Raw genomic sequence first — 15,504 nt, 5'->3', positions numbered from 1 at the left:
ACGATCACGCTCCGGATGTCGTGGACCTCACCGACCGGCGAGGGCGCGCAGGAAGAACAGCAGGTTGGCCGGGCGCTCCGCCATCCGGCGCGTCAGGTAGGGGTACCAGGCCGAACCGAACGGGATGTAGACGCGGACCCGGTGTCCCTGGTCCACGAGCTGCTGCTGGAGGTCGCGGCGGATCCCGTACAGGAACTGGAACTCGAATTCCTCCGGTCCCCGGCCTGCCCGGGCCGCCGCCTGGCGCGCGTAGGCGATCAACTCGTCGTCGTGCGTGCCGAACGCGGGATCCGAGCCGTGCTGGAACAACCAGTCGGTGAGGTACATGAACTGCGCCCGGACCTCCTTCTTCCCTTGCTGGGCGGCCTCGACCGGTTCGGCGTAGGCCCCCTTGACCAGCCGGATCCGGGGCTTGAGCGGCGCAAGAGCTTCCAGGTCCAGCGGCGTGCGACGCAGGGCAGCCTGGATGGCCAGCCGCGTCTGCGGGTGCGTGGCGGCGGCGTCCCGGAAGAGCGAGAGCGTGTCCGGGACCAGACTGCTGTCCTCCATGTCGACCTCGACGCGGACGCCCAGCGCCTTGGCCCGGTCGAGGATCTCGTTCAGGTTCGCCACGCACGCGTCCCGGTCCACGGTCTGACCCAGCTGGGAGAGCTTGATGGAGACGGTGGAGTCCAGGCCGCGGTCGGCGATCGCCTGGATCGCGTCCTCGTACTCCTCGACCGCGTGGGTCGCGCCGGACAGGTCGGTGACCCCCTCCCCGAGGAGGTCGAGGATGCCGCCGATCCGCCGGGAGTTGAGCGCCGCGGCCGCCTCGAGCGCCTCCTCGAGCCGCTCCCCGGCCACGAACCGGTGTGCGGCCCGGCGGGCGATCGGGTTCTCCGTGACCTGCCGCTGGAGCCTCGGGCTCGCGGCGGCCCACACCAGCACTCGGTTGACCATCGCGCCTCCGATCCGGTCGTTGGCGTCGGGGTGTGGCGGCAACCGTAGGAGCCACCCTACTGGAGAGTGACCTGGCTCACACTGCGGCGTCGGGCCCCGGCTGGCCCATCGGAGCAGCAGGAACGTGATGAGGGCATGGCCCGATGGCGCGTCCCGGCCGCCGCTGATGTCGTGGACCGCACCGGTGGAGCTCGACGTCGAGCCGACCCGGTCGCTCCTCCGGCGAGACCTCGAACGGGAGCGCCTTCGGTGTGGTCGTCGACGGTGAGCTCCAGGCGCCGGTCCGGGCGACGGAGGAGACCCCGGTCGCGGTCAACCCGGCCACCAGGGGGCGCCAGGTGTCCGGTGCCCCGCGCCGTTCACGACACGCTGTCGTCCCGGTCCGGCCGCGGGTGCACTGATCCTCGTCCCACGTCCTCCGACGTGCGGTACCGGCCGCGGTCCCTGGCGGTCGGCGGTGACTCGCCCTCCCGCTCGTGGGCCGCATCGCGCTCGGGAACTGCCGGACCCTCGGGTGCACCGGCCGGCTCGTCGCCATCACACCTGCGCGCCGCGAGGCGTGATCGGTGGCCCCTACGACGACGTCGACGACGCCGCCGAGCTCGGCATCTACCTCTGCCGTGAGGAATCCGGTTACATCACCGGTGCACCTACGGCGTCAACGGGGGGCGCACATCCACGCACCGCCTGCCTGCGGCCAGGGAGCTCCCCGCTCGCCGGTGCTCGCGTATGCACCACCGGCGCGCGCGGGTGCACGACAGAGGGGAGCCAGCCCGTGCCGTCGTCGCCGTCGCCCGATCCGGACCCGGCATCTCGCCACGACCGCGATGCCGACGTGGTGGTCCCGGTCTTCTTCCTGTCCGACAGCACGGGGATCAGCGCCGAGACGATGGGCAACGCGCTGCTCATCCAGTTCCCCGACGTGCGCTTCGAGCGCACGCTGATCCCGTTCATCTCCACGGTGGAGCAGGCCCGTGAGGTGGTGGCCCGGCTCGACGCGGTGATGGCGGGCCCGGTGACCCCGCTGGTGTTCACCACCGCGGCCGTGGACGAGGTGCGGGAGGAGCTGCTGAAGACCAACGCCCCGATCATCGACTTCTTCGGCATCCACATGAGCCGGGTGGAGGAGCAGCTGGGGGTCCGCGGGCTGCGTGAGGCGCGGCGGCTGCACGGGGTCGGCGACGTGCGGCGCTACAACGCCCGGATGGCGGCGATCGAGTTCGCCATCGAGCACGACGACGGTCTGAGCCCCCGTGGGCTGGACCGAGCCGACGTGGTCCTGCTGGCGCCCTCGCGGTGCGGGAAGACCCCGACGGCGATGTACCTGGCCCTGCAGCACGGCCTGTTCGTGGCGAACTACCCCCTGGTCGACGAGGACCTGGACACCACCGACCTGCCGCGCCCGGTCCGGGACCTCGCGGACCGCTGCTTCGGGCTGACCACCACCGTGGCTCGGCTCAGCCGGGTCCGGCAGGAGCGACGACCCGACTCGACGTACGCCTCCGAGGAGCAGTGCCGCTTCGAGCTCCGCCGGGCGACGGCGATCTACGACAGGCACCACCTGCCCACGGTGGACACCTCGGCGGCCTCCGTCGAGGAGATCGCCACCGTGGTGATCCAGACCCTGGCCCGGCAACGGAGCAGCTCCGGCGCGCCCCCGCAGTCCGGCCACGACCTCCGGCGAGGAAGGACCATCCGCTCATGAGCACCGACACCGCACCCGAGGTACCGGCCGGCCGCACGGCGGGGGGCACGGCCGGCGACGCCGACAACGTCCGGTGGTTCGCCGAGCTGGGGCTGGGCGACCTGGAGGTGGTCGGCGGCAAGAACGCCTCGCTGGGCGAGATGATCTCCAACCTGGCCGACGCCGGGGTCAGCGTTCCCGACGGCTTCGCCACCACGGCGGCGGCCTACCAGCGCTTCCTCGGTGACACCGGCCTGGCCGCCTCCATCGCCGAGCGGCTGCGCGCGCTGGACACCGACGACGTCCGGGCGCTGTCGGCCGCCGGCCGGGAGATCCGCCGGGCGGTCGTCGAGCAGCCCTTCCCGCCGGCCTTGGAGGCCGACATCCGGGCGGCCTACGCCCGGCTGGCCGGGGACGACGCGCAGGCCTCCGTCGCGGTGCGCTCCAGCGCCACGGCCGAGGACCTGCCCGACGCCTCGTTCGCCGGACAGCAGGAGACGTTCCTCAACGTGCGGGGCGTCGACGCGGTGCTGCAGGCCGTCCGGGAGGTCTACGCCTCGCTGTACAACGACCGGGCGATCGCCTACCGGGTGCACCACGGCTTCGACCACGAGGCGGTGTCGCTGTCGGCGGGCGTGCAGCGGATGGTGCGCTCCGACGTCGGGGCCTCCGGGGTGGTGTTCACCATGGACACCGAGTCCGGGTTCCGGGACGCCGTGTTCGTGACGTCGGCCTACGGGCTCGGCGAGGGCGTCGTGCAGGGGGCGGTCAACCCCGACGAGTTCTACGTCTACAAGCCGGCGCTGCGGGCCGGGCGCCCGGCGATCCTCAAGCGGGGGGTGGGGGAGAAGGCCACCAAGATGGTCTACACCGAGCACGCCGAGGTCGGCCGGACGACCGCGTTCGTCGACGTCGACCCCGCCGAGCGCCGACTGCTGTCCCTCACCGACGACGAGGTCACCGAACTGGCCCGGCAGGCCTGCCGGATCGAGGAGCACTACGGCCGGCCGATGGACATCGAGTGGGGCAAGGACGGGCTGACCGGGCAGATCCTCATCCTGCAGGCGCGCCCGGAGACCGTGCAGTCCCGCTCCGGGAACACCACCGAGCGCTACACGCTCACCGGCACCGGGGACGTCGTGGTCGAGGGGCGGGCGATCGGTCAGAAGATCGGCGCGGGTGCGGTCCGGGTGCTCACCGACATCGACGAGATGGACTCCTTCACCGCCGGCGATGTGCTGGTGGCGGACATGACCGACCCGGACTGGGAACCGATCATGAAACGGGCCTCGGCGATCGTGACCAACCGCGGCGGGCGGACCTGCCACGCGGCCATCATCGCCCGCGAGCTGGGCATCCCCGCCGTCGTCGGCACCGGAACCGCCACCCGGGCGCTGAGCAACGGCGATCCGGTCACCGTCTCCTGCGCCGAGGGCGACACCGGCCTCGTCTACGCCGGCGAGGTGGGCTTCGAGGTGGCGGAGACGTCGCTGGCCGCCATGCCGGAGATCCCCACCAAGATCATGATGAACGTGGGAACGCCCGAGCAGGCCTTCACCTTTTCTCGGCTGCCGCACGCCGGCGTCGGGCTGGCCCGGCTGGAGTTCGTCATCAACCGGCAGATCGGCATCCATCCGCGGGCGCTGCTGGACCTCGAGGATCTCGACGCACCACTGCGGGCGCAGATCGAGGAGCGGATCGTCGCCTACCCCTCGGCGCGGGACTTCTTCGTCCAGCGGGTCGCCGAGGGCGTCTCCATGATCGCTGCGGCGTTCGCGCCCGAGCCGGTGATCGTGCGGATGAGCGACTTCAAGTCCAACGAGTACGCCAACCTGCTCGGCGGCGAACGCTACGAGCCGCACGAGGAGAACCCGATGATCGGCTACCGCGGGGCGTCGCGGTACCTGTCGGCCGACTTCGCCGACTGCTTCGCCATGGAGTGCGAGGCGCTGCGCTACGTCCGCGACGAGATGGGCCTGACCAACGTCAAGATCATGATCCCGTTCGTCCGGACCGTCGCGGAGATCGAGGGCGTGGTGCGCCTGCTGGGCGAGCACGGCCTGCGCCGCGGGGAGAACGACCTGTCGGTGGTGATGATGTGCGAGCTGCCGTCCAACGCGCTGCTGGCTCACGCCTTCCTCGACCACGTCGACGGGTTCTCCATCGGCTCCAACGACATGACGCAGCTGACGCTGGGGCTCGACCGCGACTCGGCCCTGGTCGCCGGGGGTTTCGACGAGCGGGACCCGGCGGTGCTCGCCCTGCTGGGAATGGCGATCAGAGCGTGCCTGGAGCGCGGGAAGTACGTCGGCATCTGCGGCCAGGGTCCCAGCGACCACCCCGACCTCGCCGAGTGGCTCGTGCAGCAGGGGATCGAGTCCATGTCCCTGAACCCCGACACCGTCGTCGACACCTGGCTCCACCTGGCCGAGGCCGGCCGCACGACCTGAGGAGTGGCGATCCGCCGACGAGCCGCGTCAGCGGAACGTCCGGGCGCTGACCACCCTTCTGACCACCATCGTTCCCCGTCCGGAGACGTCCACTGCAGTACGTGGTCGTTCCGTGTGCCGGTGAGTGCGAGGGTCTGCAGGCGGCACGTGGCGCGCTCCGCGGAGGCGGACGCCGGGGGCGGTCGTGCTGACCGCTGTGACGTGTCTGCGAGATCCGGACGGGTCGGGTCAGCGCCGGAGCGGGCCACCAGTCGGGCGACTGCCGGGCCGGCCAGGTCGAGGCCCAGCTCGGCAGCGATCGTCACGGCGACGTGGGGAACCGTTGACCTGAGACGGTCCGCGGCGGCGCGGCTGCACAGGACGACCGCCGGAACGGCGAAGTCCCGAGGCCTCGGCTCCCAGCCACCGGCCTCTCACAGCAGATCCGGGACGCCCACGAGTACGTCGCCGGGTCGGACGGACCGGCCGATCAGCGAGGGCGCTGAACTCCGTTGCACCGGGTCGACGCGGACGTCCGCCCGCGCCGTCCGGTCACCCCGGCGTGTCCGCGGGGGCGCGGACGACGACGACCGGGCAGGCGGCGCGCGCGACCACGTTCTGGCTGACCGAGCCGAGCAGCATTCCCGTGAACCCGCTGCGGCCACGGCTGCCGACGACGAGCAGGGCCGCATCCGCCGCTGCGTCGAGCAGGACCTGCGCAGGATGACCCTGCACCACGCGCTGCGACACCCGGTCCGCGTCCGGCGGGTCCACCGCCTTCGCGACCGTGTTCTTCAGCGTGCTGGTGGGTTCGGCCTCCCAGTCGAGGGTCACGAGAACACCGGCCGCATCGCCGAAACCCACCGGGATGCTCCAGGAGATGACCGCCTCGACCGGTTGGCCGGTGAGCCGCGCCTGGCCGATCGCCCACCGCAACGCTTCCTCCGAGGAGGGTGAGCCGTCCACTCCGACGACGATGCGGCCGGAACCGGACTGGGGATCGGTGCCCGGAGTGCTCACGACGTCATGCTCCTGACGGTCGACGACGGGGTTGTGTCCTCCCATCGCACACCTGCCGGGCCGGACACGCCAGCCCCAGCCACAGGTGCACCGACGAGAAACGCCACCATCTGCTCGTCGCGGCCGCCGGCACGCCCACGCTCGTTTCCGGCCGACGGGGATGCAGTGGCGGCCCCGAAGGGCCCCGGCCCTGCGCAGGGTCCGTCGGGCACGATCGGCTGTGCCGGGTGGCCGCGGCTGCTGGTCCCCGGCACCGCCGACGAGGCAGCCCGCCAGGACGCGACCGGGCCGTGCGACGGGGAGGTGTAGCAGGACCCGGCTCCATCCAGACCATGCACGGGCGCCGTACCGGCGTGCGGCAGGGCGCCGTTCACACAGCGCTGCGGAGGGATGTCATCCGCCCGCGTCGCGCCGCGACCACGAGCTCGTCCCCCTCCTGTGCGGCCCGTCCGCCCTCGGGGTCGACCAACTCGGGGGTTCGATCGTCGACGGCGGGCCCGTCGGAGGAGTCCAGGGTGAACCGGGCACCGGTCAGCAACGCGGCGAGCACGGAGGCGCGATCAGGGGGGAGCCGGACCGTCGTCAGCGCTTCGTCCAGGCGGGGATCGAGGAGTGCGAGATGCCGAGGTCCGCGGTCCTCGACGACGACCACGACCTGACGGCCTCTGTCGGCCGGGATGGTGTAGCGCCAACCGACACCCGGCAGCCGCCGCGCCTGCACGTGGACGTCTGTCATCCCTCACCCTCCCGCGTCGTCCTCCGACGAGCCGACGATCCGTCCCCCGCGCGCTCCACCCGACCGGCGCCGAGGATCTCGATCCATCGCCCCGACCACCCCATCCGGCCGGGGCCGGACTCGTGATGGCCCGGTCATGCGTCTGATGGCCCGGTCATGCATCGAGCGTGGCCCCGATCCGCGCCGCGGCCCACGGTCTCGGTCGGTCATCTCGGCCGGGACATGGCTGCCGGCATCCGGCAAGGAGCGGCAGTCGGCCCAAGCGTCGTCCACACCAGGCAACCCGGGACGGAGCCGCGAGCACGCCCGGGAGCAGGGGTGGTCCCGAAAGGGGGCTCGTGTCCTGGCGAGGGCGTCAGGCCCTCTCGGTCTCGTCCGTGCGCGGGTGTGCGGCACCGGATGGGGCATCCCCGGCCCCCTGGGGTCGGCCTCCTCCACTCCTCCGGTGCCCCGCCACGCGCGAGTGCCCTGTCAGGACGTCGTCACCGTCCTCGCCGCCGTCCCCGCCTCGCCTTCGGGTCACCGTGCGGGTTGGTCGCTCTGTTGCCTGTGGCCGGCAAGGTCAGCGTGCCCAATTCGGCCGAAGGAGGCCGAAGCGGGGTGCATCCGCGGGCGTACATGCTCGGTATCGGCAACGGAGGTGGTCATGCACAGCGATTCCGAGCAACGAGTGCGGAACGACACCGAACGGCTCTGGGCCGAGGACGCCGTGGAGTCCCCGCGGCCGGTGCCGGTCACCCGGCCGGCACCCCCGGACCCGGCCGATCCGCCCGTCCTGGTGGTCGCCGGCGTGGTGGGCGCGTTCCTGCTGATCCTCCTCGGAGCGCTCGTCGCGGGCCTGTCGGTCGGTGTCGCCACCGCCCTCGGCTGGGCCCTGTGGCGTTACGTGCCTCGGCGGGGCCGGGCGCACACGACTCCAGCCTGGGCGGTGCTGGCGGAGATCAACCGGGGTCTGCAGGCGGCACGCCGACCGGCGTCGGGGTCGCGGCCGCGGCAGCGCCGCCGCGGGTCGGCGGATCGCTGAGGGCTCCAGGGGAGGCAGTGGGGCCGGCTGGTCCGCTCGCCGTGCGGTGGGTCCACCGAGCCGGCCGACACGCCGTCCGCGGCAGGCGGGACGAGCCCGCTCGGCCACCCGATCGATGCACGTCGCCGGGGTCCGTGCGGAGGCCCGGCCGTCCGCCGAACATTCGTCGCCCCGACGATGATCCGGAGCCGGGCGATGTCGCGGGGCGTCGTAGACGTGCCACGGTGCCCGCGACCGTGACCATGTCGACGTAGCGGGCTGCGCACCCGGTTCTCCAGTGAACGGGGATGCCAGGATCGACGCCATCGGGACCGAGGGCCGGCCGCCCGGAGTTCGCTGGGTGGGCGCGACAGGAGCCCGCAGCTCGGGCGCGTGCGGTGGTGCCCCCGCGAGGACGCGAGCCCTGTGGGCAGCACCGACGCCTCCTCGGGGCCACCGTGAGCCTCATCGGACGACAGCGGCGGCGACCGACGTCGGGGCCGTCCGCTAGGTGATCGTGTGGCGGGCCACCAGTTCGGTGCAGTGGCGCGCGGTTACCAGGCCGAGCAGCCGGCCGTCGTCGTCGACAACCGGGACGGCGTCGGTGCGGCCGGCCAGCATGGCCCGGGCGACCGTGGCCATGTCGTCGCTGCTGCGCGCCTGTGGCCGGGCCCGTCCGCGCACCACCTGGCGCAGGGGGAGGCGGTGCGCTTCGAACGGGCCGGGCGGCCACTGGAGGGCGAGGTCCCGCTCCTCGAGCACACCCACCGGGCGCAGCCGGGAGTCGACGACCACCAGGTGTCGGCAGTCGGCGCCGCGCAGCCGCCCCCAGGCGTCCCACAAGGAGATGTCCTGGTCGGCGACCGGGGGACGGCGGTGCATCACGTCGCCTGCCGTCGGCACGCCGTACACCGCGCCCACGGCTGCGGCGGACGCCGATCGCGCGCCCTCCCCGGGCCGCCCCGGGACACCGGCCTCGACGTCGTCGGGGACCGGCCGGCCGGTCCGAGCCGGGTGGCTCGCCATCGCTCCGTCCTCCTGCCGTCCTCGGGTCGACCGATTCGGAACCGCCCGTGGTACCCGGGTGTCGGTCAGCCGGCGTCCCCTGTGCGCCGGAGGCGCCGGTGCCGGCGCTCGTCCGCCGGCCCCCGCGCGGTCCCGTTCTCGTCTGGCGGGGGCTTCGGAGCGTCCTGCCTGCCCGGCTGCGGCCGGTGGTGCCACAGTGCCCAGCCGAGTGCGGTGGCGCCGGCGAGGACCAGGCCGGCGACCGGCGCCCCGAAGAGGAGCAGCATGATCGTGATCCAGGCGGCGGTGACCACCGCGACCGGCAGGTCCGCCGGGTCGCGCGACACCCGTGTCCTGCGGCTCGGCGCGGGGAGGGCGGCCGGGGGCGGCTCCTCGACCTCCGCGGCCCAGGACCGCTGGACGTCGTCCCGGACCGACAGCTCCTGTCTGCTGAACACAGCGCACCTCCTCGACTGCCTTCACCATGCCGTCGGGCGGGGGCTGGACACCACGGGTCCCGTCGGTCAGATGAGGCAGACTGTTCTTGCCGATCGTCGGCAATGTCGTGAGGAGGGATCATGACCCGCAGTCAGCCTGACCCGCGTTCCGGCCGGCCGGCGGCGCCGTCGGCCGACGATGACTGGCTGGCCCCGGTCGGGGCCTCGGCGGCCGCCGCCTGCAAGGCGCCGGTGGAGCTGCTCGGCGGGTATCTGCCGCTGCTGGCCGACGCCGCGATCAACGGCCGCCGTCCCGACTCGTTCGAGCTCGACGCCGTCCGCGAGCTCGGGCGGCGCGCGGCCGCGCAGGGAGTCGGCGCCCGCCGTGCGGTGGAGCTCTACCTGTCCGCCGCGTGGCGGCTGTGGCGGCAGCTGCCCGTGGTCGTCCGCTCGTCCGATCCGGAGAAGGTCCGCCGCTCCGCCGAGGCGGTGCTGCGGGTGCTCGACGACGCCGTCGGCGTGCTGGTCGACGGCCACCAGGCCGAGCGGCGGGAGATGATCCGCCACGAGGAGGCGCAGCGAGCCGAGTTCGTCGACGACCTGCTGCGCGGTGACGCCGACGTCTCCTGGCTGGTGGAGCGCGCCGAGCCGTTCGGTCTCGACCTCGGCAAGCACCACCACGTCGTCCTCGTGGACTCGCGCGATCCCAACGGCGCGGCCGAGCGTGCGGCTCCCGCCCTGGAACGGGCCGTGGTCGAGCGGTTCGGCGACCGGGAGGTGCTCGTCGCGACCAAGGACGGCCGCGTGGTCGTCATCGTCCCCGGTCGATCGGCGCCGGCGTTCGCCCGGACACCGGGTGATGACGTGGGCATCGTGCTCCACGAGGACCTGCGCCGACTGCGGGTCGCCGGCAGCTGGCGGGTGGCGGCCGGTCGCGCCTTCCCCGGGGCCTACGGCATCCCCCGCTCCTACGAGGAGGCCCGCGAGGCGCTCGTGTTCGCCGACCGGCTCGGCCTCGACACCGACGTCGTCCACGCCCGCGACCTGCTCGTCTACCGGGTGCTGGGCCGCGACCAGGCGGCCATCCTCGACCTGGTCCGCGACGTGCTCAGCCCCCTGGACCAGGTGCGCGGCGGCGCGGAGGTGCTGCTGGAGACCCTGCGGGAGTACTTCAACGCCGGCGAGGTCGCGACCGAGGCCGCCCGCCGTCTGCACGTCTCGGTCCGCACGGTCACCTACCGCCTGGCCCGGGTCGCTCAGCTCACCGGGTACAGCGTCTCCCGGCCCGACCAGCGGTTCTCGCTGCACGCGGCCGTGCTGGGCGCCCGGCTGCTCGACTGGCCCGCCACGCCGCTGCCCTCCGAACCCTGACCCGCTCCCGGCGTGCGGGGAGGCCGACCGGAGCGCGCCACACCGAGAGGAGGTCCGCCGGCCGCCACGCCCACCGCCGTGGCGGCCAGGCGGGGGAGGCCTCGTGCCGTCGCCGGGACCGGCGGCCGCGGAGGGCCCACCGGCGCGCGAGGCCACCCGGTTCCCACGCCGAGGGCCAGGGCGGTTCCAACGGGCGTGAGGACCAACAGCACGGCTCGGCGCAGTCGGCTGGTGGCGACGATGTCCTCCCGTTCCGTCAGCCAGGGGCGGTGGGCCTGGACACCGGGGAGTCGCCGCCCACGCGAACGCCGCCGATGTCCGCCGCGGTCCGGTCGAGGTGCGCGCGCACTCGGGCCTCGGTGATGCCGGCCGGTCCGCGGCGCACCCCGGCACGCAGCAGCTCGGCGCGGCAGCGGGTCACCGCACGGATGACGGTCCCGGCCGGCAGGGCGGGATGGAACTCGCGGACGAGGGACTCGGTGCGCGCGAGCAGCGCCTTGCGCTCGGCGACGATGATCGCGGCGTGACCCACCGCGGTCACCCCTCGCCCGTCGGTCGGGCCGCGGATCCTCCCGGTGGACCTTGCCGGCCGCCGCCCGCGGCCAGGTCAGCGAAGTGCCACAGCGTGACCAGGCCGAACAGGCGTCCGTCCCGGTCGACGACGGGTACCGCGTCGGCCCGGGCGCCCAGCATGGTCCGAGCCACCGCGGCCACGTCGTCAGCGCCGCGTACCCGGGGCCGGAGCCGGTCGCGCAGCAGCGTGTGCACCGGCGCCCGGCGTGCACCCATCGGTCCCGGCGGCCATTCCAGCGCGATGGTGCGGTCGTCGAGCACCCCGATCGGGCGCTGGCGATCATCGACCACGACCAGGTGCTGGGTGCGAGTCCCCTGCAGCCGATCCCAGGCGGTCCACATCGAGGCGCTCTGGTGCACCGTCGCGGGGAAGCGGGTCATCACATCGGCGGCGGTCCTCGCCCGGCGCCGGGATGTCCCTGCAGGGATCAGGGTGCCGTGAACGGCCTCCGCTTCCGTCTCCTCAGGGCCCTCCGGCTCCCCGCGCGTGATGGCCGCTCGACCCCGATGGACCAACGAGCTCATCTCGCCTCCCCTTCCGCGGACTCCGCTGCGTTCCACCCGGAGTGTGCGTGGGGACGAGGGGGTCCTCGACGTCGTCCACCGGACGAGCTGCCCGGAGGTTGCTTGCCGGAGGTCGGAAACGCGAACAGCAGACCGCCGGTATCGCTCGGTGTCCGGCCACCTCAGCGAGATACCACCCGGGTGAGCGAGGGCTGCATCCTGCCGGTCATCGGCAGCTGTGGCGTGTCCGAGTTGACCGGGCGCGGCCGTGGGCGATCCGGACGGCCGGGAGCACGCTGGGGAGCACACCCGGAAGAAGTGGAGAGACCGACATGTACCTCGCGCTTCCCAGAGACCTGGAACCGGGGTCCTCCCAGGTCGCAGTGGTGGACCTCCGGGCTGCCCCCAGCGGCGTGCTCACGCCCCGGCCGGCCGACCGGGTCGGGCAGGGCCGTCGGCTGATCGACATCGTCGAGGAGTGGGGATTGCAGTCCTTTCCCGCCAGCGATCCGCCGGCGAACTGGTGAGACCACCCACGGGACGGTGATGGCGAGAGCTGACGGAGGCGACGTGAACGAGGTGCTGTCGGGCGATCTGGTGCGGCTGAAGCGGGAGACAGGGGGTCCCCGGTTGTCCCTCTTCCTCCCGCTGTCACCCGGTTCGCCGCGATCGATGAAGACCCGGGTCCGCGCGAAGAACCTGCTCGCCGGGGCCGGGCACGCCCTGCTCTCCGACGGCCTGTCGAGCGTCGAGGTGACCGACCTGGTGGGCCGGGTCCGCCAGGCGCTGGAGCAGGCGCGACCGTTGAGCGACAACCACCTGGGGCTGGCGGTGTTCGCCGACACGGATCACGTACGCGCCTACCACGTCCCCCTGCGCCCGCGCGAGCTCGCCGTGGTCGGCGACCGGTTCACCATCGCGCCCTTGCTGCCCACGATCAACGTGCAGGGACAGTTCTTCCTGCTGACGCTGACCCAGGACGACATCCGGTTGTTCACGGGCACGGCGCTGGCGCTGGCGCGGGTGGACGTGGAGGGGCTGGAGTTGGCGGCGTGGACCACCATGCCGCGACCCCGTGCACCACAGGTGCACGCCTTCCTCGCCGACCGGGGTGGCCGAGGAACCCGCGCCGTCTTCCACGGTGTCGGACGCGACTCCGACGAGCGGAAGACCCGGGCGCTGCAGCACTTCCGCGGCATCGACCGAGCCCTACGAGAGGTGCTCGGCGAGCAGGCACCCCTGGTCCTGGCCGGCGTGCGGCACCTGCAGGCTCTGTACCGCGCCGTCAACACCCACCCCCGTCTCCTCGACGAAGGCATCGACGGCAACCCGGAGCAGCGGAGCCGGGCAGAACTGCACCGGCGCGCGTGGGCACTGGTCGAGTCGGAGATGCGCCGCGACGCGTCCACCGCGATCGAGCGCTACCACGACCTCCGGGGCACCGGCCGCACCGTGGACGGCCTGCAGGAGAGCCTCCGAGCCGCCATCGAGGGGCGGGTGGAGACGCTGCTGGTCAACGTGGCAGCCTGCACCTGGGCATCCCCGAGCAGTGGTCGACCGGTTCTCCGGCTCGGTTCCCCGCCGACGGTGGAGGAGCGACTGGAGTCCGCCGTCGTCACCACCCTCAGCCGCGACGGTGCGGTGTTCGTCGTCCCCGATCTCGAGATGCCCGGGTCATCCCCAGCAGTCGCGATCGTGAGGTCCTGACCCGCAGCGCCGCGCGGGAACGCACCAGATCCCCACCCCTCACCCCTCGCGAAGGAGCCCCATGCCAGCCTCGGCATCGACCGCCTCCCGTACCGTCCGGCACGAGCGGCCGCTGGCGGCCACGCCCCCGTCCGTGGACGACCCGCGTTGCGACGTGTGCCCCCACCCGGTCGACGACCACGACGCGATCGCGCTCCGGTTCTGCCGAGCCACCCTGGCCGCGGCCATCACCCGAGGCTGCGTCTGCCAACCCGCCTGAGGCCCGACGGGAAGGGGCCGGCAGCGGGCTCACGCACGGGAGCGGCCCACGGACCACCAGCCGCACGGCGAGCACAGGCAGCGGCCGGCCGCCCAGCGCGCCGGCGGTGACCCCGTGGGCGTGGACCCGTGCGTGCACCCAGCAGCACGGGAGCGAAGCCCTGCCCCCGTCGCCGAGGGCTTCTCGCGGTGGCCGCGACCGTGTGGTGCGGAGCGGAGGATGACGATCAGGAAGACCGGCTGATGACGACGGCGAGCCTCTACGAGCGGCTGGTCCGTGCACCCGACGGCGCCCGCGCCGGCATGACGGACGACACCGCCCGCGACGTCGCCGCCAACGGTCTGCGCCAGATCGCCGCCCATGCACTGCAGAGCACCGGCGACCAGGTGGTCAACGCCAAGACGGTGTTGCCGTGGCTGTTCTCCGCGCTGGGTGTCCCGGCTGCGCTGGTGGGCCTGCTCGTGCCGATCCGCGAGTCCGGTTCCATGCTGCCCCAAGCGCTGATGGTGCCCTGGGTGCGCCGCCGACGGGTGCGCAAGTGGCTGTGGGTGGCGGGCTCCGCCGGCCAGGCAGCGGCCATCGCCGTCATGGCCGTCACCGCGGCGACCGCGACCGGCGCGGCGGCCGGCGTCGCGATCCTCGGAGCCCTCGCCGTCTTCTCCCTCTTCCGTGCCCTGACCTCGCTGGCCAGCAAGGACGTCCTCGGCCGCACCATCCCCAAGGGGCAGCGCGGGCAGATCACCGGGCTCGCCACGGTCGTCTCCGGCTTCGTCGCGATCACCGTCGGGATCGGCATCCGCCTGCTCGGCGGCGATGACGCCGGACCGCTCGTCGCCCTGCTCGCCGCCGCGGCGCTCGCCTGGACCGCAGCGCTCGCCGTCTACGCGGGGATCCGTGAGCCCACCGAGGACGCCCGCCCGACCGCGGACGACGGCCCGGGCTGGGCCCGGCGCTCCCTCGAGGTCCTGCGGGCGGACGCCGCCTTCCGGCGCTTCGTCCTCGTGCGGACCCTGCTGCTGGTCTCGGCCCTGAGCCCACCCTTCGTCGTCGCCCTCGCCGCCGAGCACGGCGGCGGGCTGGGCGGGCTGGGCTCGTTCGTCATCGCGTCAGGGGTGGCGAGCCTCGTCGGCGGGCGCCTGTTCGGCCGCTGGGCCGACCGCTCGAGCCGGCAGGTGATGATCTCGGGTGCCGCCGCCTCCTCCACCGTGATCCTCGCGTTCCTCGCGCTGCTCGCCGTCCCCGGGGCGCGGGGGTGGATGCTGCTCCACCTCTCGGTCTACCTGCTGCTGGCGCTGACCCACACCGGGGTGCGAGTGGCGCGCAAGACGTACGTCGTCGACATGGCAGGGGGAGACCGCCGCACCGAGTACGTCGCCGTGGCGAACACGGCGATGGGCGTGCTGCTCCTCGGGGCCGGGGCGGTCTCCAGCGTCCTGGCCTCGTTCGGTCCCGAGGTGGCGCTGGTGTTCCTCGCGCTGCTCGGGGCGGTCGGCGTGGTCACCGCGCGCATGCTGCCCGAGGTCAGCGCCCGCTGACCGATCCCGGGCCGTCATGCCCGGGGTCGGCGGTTGCTCGCCGGCCACGCCGGCAGCGGGGACGCAGCGCGTCCGGCCGGCCAACGGCCGCCCGGTGCCCGGGGGACCCCACCGGCTCCGGTGGAGGCGTCCAGGACCGACCACTGCACGCGGTCGGACCAGCCGGGGTCGGTGGCGTCGCTGCCCCGGTGCGGCGCGGGGATGGCCGTCCCGTCGTTCGCTGCGGTTGCCGACTCCCGGCAACGACCGCGTGCATCACCTGACCGACGAGGCCCCTCGTCCACCTGTCCGGCCTCGGGCAG

At 73.5% G+C, this 15,504-nt stretch carries 15 protein-coding genes; 8 read left to right on the top strand and 7 right to left on the bottom strand.

Annotated features, from left to right (window positions below):
* Window positions 1-27: 27 nt before the first annotated feature.
* Window positions 28-939, bottom strand: a complete 912-nt coding sequence (locus BUB17_RS05055) for a proline dehydrogenase family protein (protein WP_072914358.1) — start codon at window positions 937-939, stop codon at window positions 28-30.
* Window positions 940-1,714: 775 nt separating this feature from the next.
* Between BUB17_RS05055 and BUB17_RS05050 the strand changes: the two genes are divergently transcribed.
* Both BUB17_RS05050 and ppsA read left to right on the top strand, forming a co-directional pair.
* On the top strand, window positions 1,715-2,644 hold the full coding sequence (locus BUB17_RS05050) for a pyruvate, water dikinase regulatory protein (protein ID WP_072914354.1): 930 nt from the start codon (window positions 1,715-1,717) through the stop codon (window positions 2,642-2,644).
* Window positions 2,641-5,073, top strand: coding sequence for a phosphoenolpyruvate synthase (gene ppsA, locus BUB17_RS05045; RefSeq protein ID WP_072914350.1), 2,433 nt, complete (start codon window positions 2,641-2,643; stop codon window positions 5,071-5,073). Before BUB17_RS05050 ends, ppsA begins: the two co-directional genes overlap by 4 nt.
* Before the next feature lie 531 nt (window positions 5,074-5,604).
* Here ppsA and BUB17_RS05040 read toward each other — a convergent pair.
* Together BUB17_RS05040 and BUB17_RS25965 are read right to left on the bottom strand one after the other, a co-directional pair.
* Window positions 5,605-6,072: a universal stress protein gene (locus tag BUB17_RS05040; protein WP_072914347.1), complete on the bottom strand. Its 468-nt coding sequence runs from the start codon at window positions 6,070-6,072 to the stop codon at window positions 5,605-5,607.
* 370 nt (window positions 6,073-6,442) lie between these two features.
* Window positions 6,443-6,808: a cation:proton antiporter regulatory subunit gene (locus BUB17_RS25965; protein ID WP_072914340.1), complete on the bottom strand. Its 366-nt coding sequence runs from the start codon at window positions 6,806-6,808 to the stop codon at window positions 6,443-6,445.
* Window positions 6,809-7,454: 646 nt separating this feature from the next.
* On the opposite strand from BUB17_RS25965, the gene BUB17_RS05030 reads away from it, so the two are divergent.
* Window positions 7,455-7,832, top strand: a complete 378-nt coding sequence (locus tag BUB17_RS05030) for a hypothetical protein (protein ID WP_141242907.1) — start codon at window positions 7,455-7,457, stop codon at window positions 7,830-7,832.
* Between the two features lie 486 nt (window positions 7,833-8,318).
* On the opposite strand, the gene BUB17_RS26650 is transcribed toward BUB17_RS05030, so the two are convergent.
* Window positions 8,319-8,837: a CBS domain-containing protein gene (locus BUB17_RS26650; protein WP_072914329.1), complete on the bottom strand. Its 519-nt coding sequence runs from the start codon at window positions 8,835-8,837 to the stop codon at window positions 8,319-8,321.
* Window positions 8,838-8,902: 65 nt separating this feature from the next.
* Window positions 8,903-9,274, bottom strand: a complete 372-nt coding sequence (locus BUB17_RS26645) for a hypothetical protein (RefSeq protein WP_072914326.1) — start codon at window positions 9,272-9,274, stop codon at window positions 8,903-8,905.
* A gap of 120 nt (window positions 9,275-9,394) precedes the next feature.
* Between BUB17_RS26645 and BUB17_RS05015 the strand changes: the two genes are divergently transcribed.
* Complete coding sequence (locus BUB17_RS05015; RefSeq protein ID WP_072914324.1) at window positions 9,395-10,624, top strand: PucR family transcriptional regulator; 1,230 nt, start codon at window positions 9,395-9,397, stop codon at window positions 10,622-10,624.
* A 256-nt stretch (window positions 10,625-10,880) separates the two neighbouring features.
* On the opposite strand, the gene BUB17_RS05010 is transcribed toward BUB17_RS05015, so the two are convergent.
* Entirely contained in the window at window positions 10,881-11,165 is a 285-nt protein-coding gene (locus tag BUB17_RS05010) for a hypothetical protein (protein ID WP_072914321.1), read from the bottom strand.
* Window positions 11,162-11,578, bottom strand: a complete 417-nt coding sequence (locus tag BUB17_RS05005) for a CBS domain-containing protein (protein WP_175561279.1) — start codon at window positions 11,576-11,578, stop codon at window positions 11,162-11,164. The genes BUB17_RS05010 and BUB17_RS05005 overlap by 4 nt, the downstream gene beginning before the upstream one ends.
* 509 nt (window positions 11,579-12,087) lie before the next feature.
* Between BUB17_RS05005 and BUB17_RS26640 the strand changes: the two genes are divergently transcribed.
* From BUB17_RS26640 to BUB17_RS04985, 4 genes are all read left to right on the top strand, one after another.
* Window positions 12,088-12,228, top strand: coding sequence for a hypothetical protein (locus BUB17_RS26640; RefSeq protein ID WP_175561278.1), 141 nt, complete (start codon window positions 12,088-12,090; stop codon window positions 12,226-12,228).
* A 43-nt stretch (window positions 12,229-12,271) separates the two neighbouring features.
* A complete protein-coding gene (locus BUB17_RS04995; RefSeq protein ID WP_072914312.1) occupies window positions 12,272-13,408 on the top strand; it encodes a baeRF3 domain-containing protein in 1,137 nt (378 codons plus the stop codon).
* Window positions 13,409-13,469: 61 nt separating this feature from the next.
* On the top strand, window positions 13,470-13,667 hold the full coding sequence (locus BUB17_RS28515) for an RGCVC family protein (RefSeq protein ID WP_072914308.1): 198 nt from the start codon (window positions 13,470-13,472) through the stop codon (window positions 13,665-13,667).
* A 242-nt stretch (window positions 13,668-13,909) separates the two neighbouring features.
* Window positions 13,910-15,202, top strand: coding sequence for an MFS transporter (locus BUB17_RS04985; protein ID WP_072914305.1), 1,293 nt, complete (start codon window positions 13,910-13,912; stop codon window positions 15,200-15,202).
* Window positions 15,203-15,504: the final 302 nt, after the last annotated feature.

Origin of the sequence: Geodermatophilus obscurus (assembly GCF_900143215.1) — a bacterium.
GTDB lineage: Bacteria > Actinomycetota > Actinomycetes > Mycobacteriales > Geodermatophilaceae > Geodermatophilus > Geodermatophilus obscurus_A.
Note: the sequence above shows the minus strand (reverse complement) of the source record. Positions and strands in the feature narration are given on the sequence as shown.

Excerpts from the sequence above, each read along its gene's own strand:
- BUB17_RS05055 (WP_072914358.1), bottom strand. The coding sequence starts at position 939 with ATGGTCAACCGAGTGCTGGTGTGGGCCGCCGCGAGCCCGAGGCTCCAG.
- BUB17_RS26650 (WP_072914329.1), bottom strand. The coding sequence starts at position 8,837 with ATGGCGAGCCACCCGGCTCGGACCGGCCGGCCGGTCCCCGACGACGTC.
- BUB17_RS05005 (WP_175561279.1), bottom strand. The coding sequence starts at position 11,578 with ATGACCCGCTTCCCCGCGACGGTGCACCAGAGCGCCTCGATGTGGACC.
- BUB17_RS05030 (WP_141242907.1), top strand. The coding sequence starts at position 7,455 with ATGCACAGCGATTCCGAGCAACGAGTGCGGAACGACACCGAACGGCTC.
- BUB17_RS28515 (WP_072914308.1), top strand. The coding sequence starts at position 13,470 with ATGCCAGCCTCGGCATCGACCGCCTCCCGTACCGTCCGGCACGAGCGG.
- BUB17_RS25965 (WP_072914340.1), bottom strand. The coding sequence starts at position 6,808 with ATGACAGACGTCCACGTGCAGGCGCGGCGGCTGCCGGGTGTCGGTTGG.
- BUB17_RS04985 (WP_072914305.1), top strand. The coding sequence starts at position 13,910 with ATGACGACGGCGAGCCTCTACGAGCGGCTGGTCCGTGCACCCGACGGC.
- BUB17_RS05015 (WP_072914324.1), top strand. The coding sequence starts at position 9,395 with ATGACCCGCAGTCAGCCTGACCCGCGTTCCGGCCGGCCGGCGGCGCCG.
- ppsA (WP_072914350.1), top strand. The coding sequence starts at position 2,641 with ATGAGCACCGACACCGCACCCGAGGTACCGGCCGGCCGCACGGCGGGG.